This window comes from Streptomyces sp. V1I1, assembly GCF_030817355.1.
GTDB lineage: Bacteria > Actinomycetota > Actinomycetes > Streptomycetales > Streptomycetaceae > Streptomyces.
The window spans coordinates 2,825,495-2,837,586 of sequence record NZ_JAUSZH010000001.1; the positions used below are offsets into that span (position 1 = coordinate 2,825,495).

Below are 12,092 nucleotides of genomic sequence, written 5' to 3' on the forward strand. Positions count from 1 at the left end.
GTCGCTTTCTCCTTAAGGGTGTTGCTGTCGATGCGGGTGCTGTTGCTGCCGGGGTTCGCCCGCGGTGTCGGCTCCAGGGGCGGTCTGGACGGTGTGCGCCGAGGCCCGGGACAGGGCCGCGGTGGCGTGGGCCAGCAGACCGAGGGCGGCGGCCCCGCAGGCGATCGCCGGTACGGATCCGGCGCCCCAGGCGCCGACGGCCGCCTCGACGGGGCTCGCCAGGAAACCGCAGCCGGGCAGGCGGCCGGCCAGCAGCAGAGCGGGGGCCGCGACTTCGGCGGCGCAGGCGGCGGCCAGCCCGGCGGCGGCGGATTCGGGAAAGCCGTGGACGATGAGCAGCCGGGCCAGGAAGAGCAGGGTGCCGAGGGTGACGGCGGGGGCGAAGGCATCGTGCGGGAGGACGAGGCCGGCCAGCACGAGGAGCGCGGTGAGGACGCAGACATAGAACGCGACGACTGAGAGCAGCAGGGGGCGCGCGCCGGATGCGAACTCCTCCAGACCACGGCTGCCGTCCAGCTTGCGCCGGGCCTGCACGGAGAAGACGCGGGCGCACCAGGCCGCGGGGGCGACGGCAAGAGCGAGGGCGACGAGCGGGGCTGCGGTCAGGGGCAGAGGTCCTTCTGGTCCGCCGTCGGCGATCTGCTCCGGCAGGCCTTCGCCGTACGCCGCGTACGCCAGCAGCCATACCGTCCACAGGCGTACGGCGGGGACGGTGCGCCCCGTCGCGCGCAGCGGCCCGCGCCGCAGGCAGAGGGCGAGCGCGACTGCGGTTCCGGCCGCGCCCGCGGCCCCGGCCGCGAGTTGGGCGGCGCCGTCGGTCGCCTCCAGGGCGACGACGGCCAGGACGCAGACGGCGCCCGGCAACAGCGCGAGCAGTGCACGACCGGCGCGCCCCGCGTGCCCGGCGCGCGATTCGGCGACGCGCGCGCCCGTACGTGCGGGGCGGGGATCCGACTCCGCTCCGCGCGGCACGCGCGCGTACAGCTCCTCGGCGAGCGAGAAGACGTCCCGGTGACGGAAGCGCGAGGCGGTCCGGTCGGTAACGCCATGGGCTTCGAGGCCCGCGGCGATCTCCAGCGGGTCGACGGCCCGCTCGCACAGTTCCCGATGGCGGTGCATGAGCGCCTTGACGGGGTCGGCGGGGCCACGGCGCGGGGCGGGGGGCTTGCCCGGCTTTGCGGGCGCGTCCTCCCCGGCCCCGGTGATACGGGACGTACTCATGCGCGTGCCTCCTGTGCCGTGACGGCCGCCGCACCGACGAGCCCCCGCCCGTCCGCCCAGCGGGGTGTGCGGCCCTTCGACGGGGTGCCGCCCGTCCAGTGGCCCGGCACATGCGCCTCGGCGGGATGGGCGAAGGGCAACGGTTCGCCGTCCTCGTTCACGGCCTCGCGCTGCACCGGAGAGTGCGAGATCAGCTCCAGGTAAATGCCGCGAAATGCCGTCAGGTTCTGTTCGATCGTGAAGAGTTCGAGCGCACGGGCGCGCGCCGCGGCGCCCAGCCGTTCACGGCGCTCCGGGTCGCGCAGCAGCGCGAGGCAGGCGTCCGCGAGCGCCCGCGGATTGCGCGGGGGCACGACGAGGCCCGTACCACCGATGACTTCGACGACCGCGCCGACATCCGTCGACACCGTCGCGCGGCCGCAGAACATCGCCTCGACCAGGCTGATCGGGAAGCCCTCGACGACGCTGGAGAGGACGACCACGCCCCCGGAGGCGTACGCGTCGGCGAGCTCGGGGGCCTCGGGTCCACCGATCTCCTCGAAGGAGACGGGGTTGGTGCCCACCGCGTGCGCGTCGGCCGCCTCGTCCGGGAAGAGCTGGGCGGCCAGCGCCTTGCAGTGGGCGAGATACGTCGCCGCCTGAGGCCCTTGTACCGGCGCGCCGAACAGCCGCAGCCGCGCCCGCGGCTCCTTCTTGAGCACCTCGGCGAAAGCGTGGAGGAGCGCGATGAGGTCCTTGGCGGGCTCGATCCTGCCGATCCAGACGAGGGTGTGCGGGTCGCCGCTGTCCGCGCCCTCCCCCACCGGCTCCCCCACCGCCGCGAAACGATCCGCCTCCATGCCGGGGTAGACGGTCCGCAGCTTGGCGCGGTCGGCGCCGCATTTCTCCTGCCAGCGCCGGGCGTGCGTGTTGCCGGGCGTGATGACGGATGCCTGCGCGTACACCTCTGCGGCGAGCCGTCCCTGGAAGGCGGCGAGCAGGGCCCGTACAGGCGCGGTCAGCTCGCCGTCGCTCGCGGCCAGATAGTGCGCGCGCAGCTGTACGCCGTACTCCGTGACCAGCAGTGGGACCCCGAAGAAGCGTTTGGCCACAAGTCCGGACAGAGCGGCGGATCCGCCGGAAGCGGCATGGCAGAGGTCGACCGCGCCGAGGCCGTCCTCGCCGTACCAGTCGAGGGAGAGCGGGCGCAGCGCGCGCTCCAGCTGGTCGGCGAAGGCGAGGTAGTCGGGGACGGTGGCGGCGTGCACGGTGCGGCGTGCGCCGTGGGCGCGGCAGGCGGATTCGAGGACGCGTACGGCGAGTTCGGAGCGGAGGGCCGCGTAGAGGCCGCCGCTGTCGCGGGCGAGTTCGGCGAGCCCGTACAGGCCGTCGGCGAAGCCATCGCCCTCGCCGCAGACGGCGGTGGCAAGTTCCTTGAAGTGGCCGACGAAGCGCCGTCGTTCACGCCGCCCGTAGGTGCGCCCGTCATCCTCGGGCGCCCACAGCGGGGCGGTGCGCACGCGCTGCACCTGCGGCGGGAGCTGGATCCAGCCGTGGTCTTCCTGCCGTGCGCTGCGGCTCAGCGCGTAGATGTCGAACTCGTGCTGCGCGAGCCCGTGCACAAGCCGGTCGCACCACAGCCTTTGCTCACCCGTCGCATACGGATAACCACCTTCCGTAAGCAGTCCGATCCGCACCAGTGCACCCCCGATCTCCCTTGTGGGCGGCCACCGTTGGTCCGGCGACTCGCAGCGGGAAGACGGTAAGCCGGTACGCCGGTGGCGCGACGGACGGTTGTCCATCACGCCACCGGAAGGGGTGAATGCACGTAACTTTCCTACCCAGGTAGCGTTCTGTCGCGCTACGCGGGTATCTCGTTACGGAGCGTCAGGCTGCGGCCAGCTCCACAACAGCAGCAGCCCGAGAATGAAGACGGGTGTGCTGGTGCCTGCCGGCGTGAGCGTGCTCAGGGCCCGCTCGGTGAGGCCGCCGCGGCGCAGCGCGGACAGCAGCCCGGTGCCCACCCCGATGACCAGCCACAGCGCCATCACGCCGAGCGCGAGGGACGCGGTCGCCGGGAGGCGCTCCGAAGTGCGCGTACTGTGCGAACACCGAGTCGTTCAGGCCGAGTTGGTCCCGAACCTGCGCGATCTGCTGCGTGTTGCGGCGTTCGCCGCAGGCGAGCCCGGCCGGGTCGCCCGGCGCTAGATGGAACAGCGCCGCGCGAGGAGCCGTGCGCGAGACGTCTGTCCCGCATGCTGGACTCAACTGCCGGGGTGCACCCAGGGGTTGGCCTTGCACTGGATCCCGTCGACGTCCAGGGACTTGGTCTGCTGCTGCATCACCGGCGCGAGCGCTCCCGGCGTGCGGCAGTTCACATGCCCGTGCCCGAGCCGGTGCCCGACCTCGTGGTTGATGAGCATCTGGCGGTAGGGGAACATCGCCTTGTCGCCGTACGTCTCCGAGCCCTGCGCCCAGCGGTACGCGTTGATCATCACGCGGTCGGTCGACGCGGAGTCGCAGCTGACATTGTCGACGGTCGTATCCAGACCGGATTTGGCGCACCAGTCCGCCGTGGTCCCCGGACTCGCCAGCGTAATGACGAATTCCGGCTCGCCGGACGAGATCCGCTCGAAGGTCATTGCCCCGCCGTGCGCCCAGCTCCGCTCGTCGTTCAGAGTTTCCTGGACCGCTTTGGCGAAGAGCTCGCCGTCCAGTCCGAGGCCCTTCTCGACATCCACCCGATAGCGGATCTTGCGGCCCTTGCCCGGCGCCTTCTGGAAGCCGGGCACCACCTCGAATTTTCCGCTCGCCGTCAGTTTCGGATCGATCGAGAACTGAGTGGCCATCAGCTTCGCGTACGTGACCGGGGCAGCCGGAGCGGCGGGCGGCGCGCCCTTCGGCGGCGCCTGCCGGCCCTTGGAGCGGGACGCCGGGCTCTGCGCGGCCCCCCGGTCCTCGCCCGCGGACTGCGCGCTCGATGTGCCGGGGCCGTCGGTGGCGACCTGGCCGGCCACGACGACCGCGAGAACGGTGGTCACCGCGGCGGCGGCGATCCCGGTGAAGGTGCGCCCCTTGCCGGCCTTGGCGGGCGGCTCCTCGGGCGCTTCCTCGTCTGCATCGGGGACATCTCGCTCGGAGACGAGGTCGGGGACGTCGTCCCAGGAGGTGACGGAGGCGTACGGATCGGCCCCCCGCGGACCGGGCACCCTGCCCTGCTGTGACTGCGCCTGCGACGGCGCCTGTGACTGCGGCTGGTCGAAGGCCTCGACGAACTCCCGTCGCGGGCCCGGTATTCGCGCCCCCGTGGCGATCCGCGGCGGCGCGGCGGGTGTCTGCATCCGCTGCCTGCCCTGCCCGCCCTGCCTGTTGTCGTACTGCTGCGGGACGCCCCAGCCGCCGCCCGCCTCATGCTGCTCGGGGTGCCCGCCCCTGGCCTGCGGCGTGCCGTACCCGGAGGGGCCGTATCCGGAGGGGGTGTGCTGCTCGGAGCCCCTGAGCTCGGCCCCCCGCCTGCGCCGCCCGCTGCCGGGGTCCGGAACCACACCCTCCGGCCCACCGGCGGTCGATATGCCGGACCTGTCGTCCGATTCGGAGCCCCTGGGTGCGGGGCCTTTGCGGCTGTGTCGTCCCACGGCCCCGATTCAGCTCCTGTCGCAGTCGTTCAGCAGTTCCCGGAAGGCCAGAGCGACCGTTTCCGGGTACTCCATCATGGCAACGTGCCCCGCGTCCGGGAGAGACAGCAGCCGGGAGTCCCGGAAGGCCGCCGCCGCCCTGCGCGCCATACGGTAGGCGACGAGCTGGTCCCGCCCCCCGTACACCAGGAGCGTCGGCGCGAGCACCCGCTCGGCCTGCCGCCACAGTCCGTGCTGGCCGCCGAGCGTGTACGCATCGACGATGCCGCGCGCCGACCGGGCCATCACGTCCCAGAAGTACGGGAGCTGCATACGCCGCTCCATCTCCTGCACAGCATTGCGCAACGCTTCCTCGTCGACCCGACTGGGGTCTCCGTAACAGAGCGCCATCACGCCTCTGGTGCGCTGCTCGGCCGTCCAGTCCTTGGTGAGTCGGCTGAACAGCGAGGCGAGCCCGGGCAGCGCGAGCAGCGCGGTGGGCACGGCGGAGCGCTGGACACGCAGCTCGGGCAGAGCGGGCGAGACGAGGGTGAGCGTGTGCACCAGATCGGGCCTGACAGCCGCGACCCTGGTGGAGACCGCGCCGCCCAGGGAGTTCCCGAGCAGATGCACGGGCCCGCGCCCGGCCGCGTCCAGATGCCGGATCACCGCCCGGGCATGCCCGGTGACCGAGTAGTTGCCGTCGTCCGGCGGCGGCGAATCCCCGAAGCCGGGCAGGTCGAGCGCCTCGCCGTCCACGACGTCATCGAGCAGCTGCATCAGCGCCGACCAGTTCTGCGAGGAGCCGCCGAGCCCGTGCACGTACAGAGCGGGCGGCAATCCGGTGCGCGCCGGGGGCCGGGATCTGACGGTGAGGGAGAGTCCGGGCAGCGCGACGGAGCGCAGCTCCTCCCCCTCGGCGACCCGCACGGTCGCGACCTTGGGGGCCGCCGCGGCGGTGATGGCGCGGACTCCCGGCAGCTCGGTCGAAGACATGCGGCAATGTTACGAGACGATCACACCCTGGATCGTGTGTTCGGCATCACACATCGCGTAGCGCCATGAATCAGGACCTCCTAGGCTCGTAGGAAAGGCAGCTCTCCATGGAAAGCGGTGCCGCATGCCTGTCGATCCCACTGACCCGGAGACCTTCGAAGATGAAGAGGACCTGGGCGACGCCGCACTCGACGAAGAGGTGCCCGAGGCCGACGCCGCCGAGCAGCACACCGAGATACAACCGGAGCACGACGACCCGCTGACCGGCATCGACCCGGACACCGCGAACGAGGCCGATGCCGCGGAACAGGCCCGCGTCGTCTCTCTCGACGAGGACGACTACCGGTAACCTGCCCCTCTTTGCCCCCGAATCGGGAGCTACCAAGACCGTCCGGTCCATGAAATTCTGCGTTCGCAGCACGCACAGCCGGGTTACCCAAAAGTACGATGGCGGCGCGGCGCACAGCGCGCACGGAACGAATTTTGGGAGGCGGCGTGACAGCCATCGAGCAGACAGAGGCAGCGCGCCCGCGGGGCACACGTCTGCCACGCCGAGCCCGCAGGAACCAGCTTCTGGGCGCTGCCCAGGAAGTTTTCGTGGCCCAGGGCTACCACTCGGCCGCGATGGACGACATCGCCGAGCGGGCCGGCGTCAGCAAGCCGGTGCTCTACCAGCACTTCCCGGGCAAGCTCGAGCTCTATCTGGCTCTGCTTGACCAGCACTGCGAGTCCCTGCTGCACGCGGTCCGTACGGCGCTGGCGTCGACGACCGACAACAAGCTGCGCGTCGCCGCCACGATGGACGCGTACTTCGCGTACGTCGAGGACGAGGGCGGGGCCTTCCGGCTGGTCTTCGAGTCCGACCTGACGAACGAGCCCGCGGTGCGCGAGCGCGTGGACCGGGTCTCGCTCCAGTGCGCCGAGGCGATCTCGGACGTGATCGCCGAGGACACGGGCCTGTCCAAGGAGGAGTCCATGCTGCTGGCCGTAGGCCTCGGCGGGGTCTCCCAGGTGGTGGCCAGGTACTGGCTCTCCAGCGGCTCCGGCATCCCACGCGACACGGCGGTACAGCTGCTCACCTCGCTGGCGTGGCGCGGCATCGCGGGCTTCCCGCTGCACGGCACAGACCAGCACTGAGGCGCGGCGCTGCCGCGGGATGTTCGCTCCTGGCGTTCCCCGCGGACGTCGGCCCCGTCCGTCGGCCGGGCTAATGTGTGCTGCGTACGGCGCGGCTGACCGCGCATCGCTGACCGTTCGGAGGGACATAGCCGTGGAGGTCAAGATCGGCGTGCAGCACGCGCCCCGGGAGATCGTTCTGGAGAGCGGGCAGTCCGCCGAGGAGGTCGAGCGCGCGGTGGGAGACGCGCTGGCCGGCAAGGCGCAGCTGCTCAGCCTCTCGGACGACAAGGGCCGCAAGGTCCTGGTACCGGCCGACCGGATCGCGTACATCGAGATCGGTGAGCCGGCGGCACGGCGCGTGGGATTCGGCGCGCTGTAGCAGGGCGGCTCGAGCCACTGGAGCAGTACGCAGGAGGGCCCGGCGGGGAGTTCCCCGCCGGGCCCTCTTTCGCTGCTCAGTCCGCTGCTCAGTCCGCTCTCAGGTCCGCAGCTCAGGGAGGGTTGCGTTCCGCGGACGCCGGGTAGTACGGGCTACGACCGTTTTGCCCGCACCGGCGTCCGTGAGGTGATCAGCAGTGCTGCTGGAAGCGCTCGGTTCAGTCCTGCTCGGACTCGCCCTCTCCTGGGCGGTTTCCCGTCATCTGCCCGACCGGCTTCCGGCCCGCCGTGTGGTCTTCACAACAGGCCCGCTGGGCGCGCTGTTCGGCGCGTATGTGACGCATGCGGCGCTCGGTCCCGGTCACTTCCTGGCGACGCTCGTGGGCGCGGCGGCCATCGGAGCCGTACTGCTCTCGCTGCTGATCCGGCCGTCAACGCGCCGCCTGCGCCGAGCGTTCCCTTTCTGAGGCCGCATGACGCGGCTTCCGCGAAGCCCGAGGAGCCGCGGAAGCCGCCGAAACCGCCGGAGTCTGCGAATCCTCCGGGGCCGCCCGAGTCGCCCGAGTCGCCCGAGTCGCCCGAGAGCTAGGCCGCGAGGCCCAAGGCCGCCATCCGCTTGGTGTGCGCCTCGGTGATCCTGGAGAACATCCGGCCCACCTCCGCGAGGTCGAAGCCGTCCGCCACACCACCCACGAGCATCGTCGAGAGCGCGTCGCGGTCGGCCACCACACGCTGCGCCTGGGAGAGCGCCTCGCCCATCAGCCGGCGTGCCCACAGCGCGAGCCGTCCGCCGACGCGCGGTTCGGCCTCGATCGCGGCGCGGACCTTCTCGACCGCAAAGTTCCCGTGGCCCGTGTCGTCGAGCACGGCGAGCACCAGCGCGCGGGTGTCGGTGTCCAGCCGGGCCGCGACCTCACGGTAGAAGTCGCTGGCGATCGAGTCGCCGACGTAGGCCTTGACCAGGCCCTCCAGCCAGTCGGACGGCGCGGTCTGGCGGTGGAAGTCGTCCAGGGCCTGGGCGAAGGGCTCCATCGCGGCGGTCGGCTCGGCGTCGATGGCGGTGAGCCGGTCGCGCAGCTGCTCGAAGTGGTGGAACTCGGCGGAGGCCATCTTCGCCAGCTCCGCCTTGTCGCCGAGCGTCGGTGCGAGCTTGGCGTCCTCGGCGAGCCGCTCGAAGGCCGCGAGCTCGCCGTACGCGAGCGCGCCCAGCAGATCCACCACGGCGGCGCGGTACTGCGGGTCGGCGGACGCCGTGGCCCAGTCCTGGGCGGCGATCCCGGTGTGTTCAGTGGCGTTGTCAGGCGTCTCCATGAAGCGCACAATAGCCCGCTCGCCGCAGGGCGGAAGGGGCTGGTCAGCCCCGCCCGCACCTCGGTTCCTACGAATTCACCCAACACACATGCGCGATTCCGGGGTACAGTGGTAATGCGCCTGTCGAGCGTTTTGGTTACTCGGCGGGCGATCGCAGTGTATGACTGGAGGATTTGCTCCTCCAGAGTCCCCTTGAGGATGCCCGGTCGGTGGCACGATCGGCTCCGAACCGACCGCCCTCCGCGCGGACCGTGCGCACAGTTGCGTATGACCGCAGATGAGGGGCCCCCTCAGCGGCACGAGCGCTCGAGCGACGGCAGTGGTCCCGCGCCATCCGGCCAACCCACGGCCGGCCCAGTACCCAGGTGCGGTACGACCCCCATCGTTCGCCTCGCGCCGCGTCTCACAGAAGAGGCAGCACCCTGACTACGACTTTCCGGGATCTTGGGATCCTTCCCGAGACCGCCGAGGCCCTCGAAGCCGTCGGCATTCTGTCCCCGTTCCCCATCCAAGAGATGACACTCCCCGTCGCGCTCTCCGGCAGCGATGTAATCGGCCAGGCCAAGACCGGCACCGGCAAGACGCTCGGTTTCGGCCTGCCGCTGCTGGAGCGTGTCACCGTCCCCGCGGACGTCGAGGCGGGCCGGGCGAAGCCCGAGCAGCTGACCGACGCCCCGCAGGCGCTTGTGGTCGTCCCCACCCGCGAGCTGTGCCAGCAGGTCACCAATGACCTGCTGACCGCCGGCAAGGTCCGTAACGTCCGCGTGCTCGCGATCTACGGCGGCCGTGCGTACGAACCGCAGGTCGAGGCGCTCCGCAAGGGCGTCGACGTGATCGTCGGCACCCCGGGCCGCCTGCTCGACCTGGCCGGCCAGCGCAAGCTCGACCTCTCGCATGTGCGCGCGCTCGTCCTCGACGAGGCCGACGAGATGCTCGACCTGGGCTTCCTGCCCGACGTCGAGAAGATCATCAACATGCTTCCGGCCAAGCGCCAGACGATGCTGTTCTCGGCGACCATGCCGGGTGCGGTCATCGGCCTCGCCCGCCGGTACATGTCGCAGCCCACGCACATCCGCGCGACCGCGCCGGACGACCAGGGCGCGACCGTCGCGAACATCACGCAGCGTGTGTACCGCGCGCACTCCATGGACAAGCCGGAGATGGTCTCGCGGATACTGCAGGCCGACGGGCGCGGGCTCGTGATGATCTTCTGCCGTACGAAGCGGACGGCGGCGGACATCGCCGAGCAGCTCGCACGTCGCGGCTTCGCCTCCGGCGCAGTTCACGGCGACCTGGGCCAGGGCGCGCGCGAGCAGGCGCTGCGGGCCTTCCGCAACGGCAAGGTGGACGTCCTCGTCTGCACCGATGTCGCGGCGCGCGGCATCGACGTCGAGGGCGTGACGCACGTCATCAACTACCAGTCGCCCGAGGACGAGAAGACCTACCTCCACCGCGTCGGCCGTACGGCCCGGGCGGGCGCGTCCGGTACCGCCGTGACGCTGGTGGACTGGGACGACATCCCGCGCTGGCAGCTGATCAACAAGGCGCTTGACCTCGGCTTCAGCGACCCGGTCGAGACGTACTCCACGTCGCCGCACTTGTTCGAGGAGCTGGGCATCCCGGCCGGCACGAAGGGTGTTCTGCCGCGGGCGGAGCGCACCCGCGCGGGCCTGGCGGCGGAGGACGTCGAGGACCTGGGCGAGACGGGCGGCCGCGGCCGTAAGTCGTCGCCGTCCGCGGCCCCGACGCGGGAAGAGCGCGCACCGCGCACGCCGCGCCAGCGCCGCCGGACGCGGAGCGGCTCCACGCCGCTCGACGCCCCGGAGCCGACGGTGACACCGGACGCCACGGACGCACCCGACGCCTCGGACGCCCCGGCTGAGCCGCGGACCCCGCGCCGCCGTCGCCGCACGCGAGTAGCAGCGCCGGCCGCGGTGGAGCTGGTCGAGGCCGCGGTCGAGGCCGTCGAGGCGGAGGCCGCGACGAAGCCGCGCCGTCGTACGCGCACGGTGAAGGTCGCGGACCCGGTCGAGGCGGTGGCCACGGTCGAGGCCGAGCCCGAGACGAAGCCCCGCCGCCGTACGCGCGCCGCAAAGCCGGTCGTGGATGCCGTCGTGGATGCGACCGAGCCGGAGACGAAGCCGCGCCGCCGTACGCGGGCCGCAAAGCCCGTGGTCGAGGCGGTCGTCGACACGCCCGAGCCCGAGACGAAGCCGCGGCGCCGTACGCGCACGGTGAAGGCGGCCCAGCCCGAGAGCTGACCGCCCCCAAAATGGCCCGGCCCCCGTTGCGGGGGCCGGGCCATTGGCTTTCCCCCAGCCCGGCCCTTCCCGCTGTGTCGATTTGCGGCTCCGCCGCGTGGGGGGCTCCGCCCCAGACCCCGGTACGCCCTTCAGGGCGTTGTCCTCAAACGCCGGACGGGCTTGATTTCCGCCGGTCGGCCTGAAAATTCAGGCCGACCGGCGAAACTTCGAGTCCGCCCGGGCGAAAACCAAGCCCCGTGGGGGTTCCCCGGACGAAGTCTGAGGGAGATTGAGGCCCGGGGCCCGGGGCGGAGCCCCGGTCAGGGGAAATCCCCGTCCCCGTTAGCCTCGTCGCATGAGTCGCCCGCCCACCTTCACCCCGCCCCCCTCCGCCCGGTCCCGCGACCTCCACACCCCCCGCGGCACCTTCGCCGTGCTCGATGCGCAGCCCGACCCCGTTCGCCGCGCCGACAACCGCACCGCCCTCCTCCTTCCCGGGTACACCGGGAGCAAGGAGGACTTCATCGCCCTGCTTCAGCCCCTCGCCGAGGCCGGCTACCACGCCGTCGCCGTCGACGGGCGCGGGCAGTACGAGACCGCCGGGCCGGACGACCAACAGGCCTACGCCCAGGAAGAGTTGGCCCGCGACGCGCTCGCGCAGGCCGAGGCGATCGGCAGGCCCGTGCACCTCCTCGGGCACTCCCTCGGCGGGCAGATCGCCCGCGCCGCCGTCCTCATCGACCCCACCCCCTTCCGCACGCTCACCCTCGTGTCCTCCGGGCCCGCCCAGATCTCGCCCGCCCAGCAGCAGAAGGTCAAGCTGCTCAGCGACGCGCTCGCGCTCATGACGATGGACCAGGTCTGGGATGCCATGAGGGCGCTCGACCCGCCCGAGGACGCCGACACCGGCCCCGGCAACGGCGAGGACCTCCGTCGCCGCTGGCTGCGCCACAACCCCGCCCAGCTGATCGCCACCGGCCGCCAGCTGACCGTGGAACCGGACCGGGTCGACGCACTCGCCGCCGTACAGCCGCTGCCCAAGCATGTGGTGTCCGGCGAGCGGGACGACACCTGGCCGGTGCCACTGCTCGACGCGATGGCGCAGCGGCTCGACGCCCACCGGACCGTGATCGCCGGCGCCGAGCACTCACCGAATACCGACCGCCCCAGCGAAACCGCCGCAGCCATCGCCAGGTTCTGGGATCAGCACTGAACGAGTCGGTACTGGAGG

General features: G+C 71.8%; 11 protein-coding genes and 1 pseudogene. 6 read left to right on the forward strand and 6 right to left on the reverse strand.

Translation table 11 applies throughout. The annotated features are described in order from the left end of the window. Positions 1 to 12 precede the first annotated feature (12 nt). From QFZ67_RS13160 to QFZ67_RS13180, 5 genes and pseudogenes are all read right to left on the reverse strand, one after another. Complete coding sequence (locus QFZ67_RS13160; protein WP_307661273.1) at positions 13 to 1,221, reverse strand: hypothetical protein; 1,209 nt, start codon at positions 1,219 to 1,221, stop codon at positions 13 to 15. Continuing rightward, positions 1,218 to 2,897 (reverse strand): DUF3492 domain-containing protein, encoded by a 1,680-nt coding sequence (locus QFZ67_RS13165; RefSeq protein WP_307661274.1) that lies wholly within the window; start codon positions 2,895 to 2,897, stop codon positions 1,218 to 1,220. The genes QFZ67_RS13160 and QFZ67_RS13165 overlap by 4 nt, the downstream gene beginning before the upstream one ends. A 210-nt stretch (positions 2,898 to 3,107) precedes the next feature. Then, positions 3,108 to 3,468: pseudogene (locus tag QFZ67_RS13170) on the reverse strand (hypothetical protein); the annotation flags it as partial. After that, complete coding sequence (locus QFZ67_RS13175; protein ID WP_307661275.1) at positions 3,465 to 4,835, reverse strand: DUF3152 domain-containing protein; 1,371 nt, start codon at positions 4,833 to 4,835, stop codon at positions 3,465 to 3,467. The gene QFZ67_RS13175 and the pseudogene QFZ67_RS13170, both read right to left, overlap by 4 nt. Before the next feature lie 9 nt (positions 4,836 to 4,844). Beyond that, positions 4,845 to 5,810, reverse strand: a complete 966-nt coding sequence (locus QFZ67_RS13180; RefSeq protein WP_307661276.1) for an alpha/beta hydrolase — start codon at positions 5,808 to 5,810, stop codon at positions 4,845 to 4,847. Positions 5,811 to 5,934: 124 nt separating this feature from the next. On the opposite strand from QFZ67_RS13180, the gene QFZ67_RS13185 reads away from it, so the two are divergent. The 4 genes from QFZ67_RS13185 (at position 5,935) to QFZ67_RS13200 (ending at position 7,774) form a co-directional block, all read left to right on the forward strand. Continuing rightward, on the forward strand, positions 5,935 to 6,159 hold the full coding sequence (locus QFZ67_RS13185; RefSeq protein ID WP_307661277.1) for a hypothetical protein: 225 nt from the start codon (positions 5,935 to 5,937) through the stop codon (positions 6,157 to 6,159). A gap of 146 nt (positions 6,160 to 6,305) precedes the next feature. Then, positions 6,306 to 6,947: a TetR/AcrR family transcriptional regulator gene (locus tag QFZ67_RS13190; protein ID WP_266535399.1), complete on the forward strand. Its 642-nt coding sequence runs from the start codon at positions 6,306 to 6,308 to the stop codon at positions 6,945 to 6,947. A gap of 133 nt (positions 6,948 to 7,080) precedes the next feature. Further along, a complete protein-coding gene (locus tag QFZ67_RS13195; protein ID WP_307661278.1) occupies positions 7,081 to 7,308 on the forward strand; it encodes a DUF3107 domain-containing protein in 228 nt (75 codons plus the stop codon). 196 nt (positions 7,309 to 7,504) lie between these two features. Continuing rightward, a complete protein-coding gene (locus tag QFZ67_RS13200; RefSeq protein WP_307661279.1) occupies positions 7,505 to 7,774 on the forward strand; it encodes a hypothetical protein in 270 nt (89 codons plus the stop codon). Positions 7,775 to 7,892: 118 nt separating this feature from the next. Here the strand turns inward: QFZ67_RS13200 and QFZ67_RS13205 are convergent, their stop codons facing one another. Beyond that, complete coding sequence (locus QFZ67_RS13205; RefSeq protein ID WP_307661280.1) at positions 7,893 to 8,618, reverse strand: ferritin-like fold-containing protein; 726 nt, start codon at positions 8,616 to 8,618, stop codon at positions 7,893 to 7,895. Between the two features lie 515 nt (positions 8,619 to 9,133). On the opposite strand from QFZ67_RS13205, the gene QFZ67_RS13210 reads away from it, so the two are divergent. Together QFZ67_RS13210 and QFZ67_RS13215 are read left to right on the forward strand one after the other, a co-directional pair. Beyond that, positions 9,134 to 10,879, forward strand: coding sequence for a DEAD/DEAH box helicase (locus QFZ67_RS13210; RefSeq protein WP_307661281.1), 1,746 nt, complete (start codon positions 9,134 to 9,136; stop codon positions 10,877 to 10,879). A 337-nt stretch (positions 10,880 to 11,216) separates the two neighbouring features. Beyond that, on the forward strand, positions 11,217 to 12,074 hold the full coding sequence (locus QFZ67_RS13215; RefSeq protein ID WP_307661282.1) for an alpha/beta fold hydrolase: 858 nt from the start codon (positions 11,217 to 11,219) through the stop codon (positions 12,072 to 12,074). Positions 12,075 to 12,092: the final 18 nt, after the last annotated feature.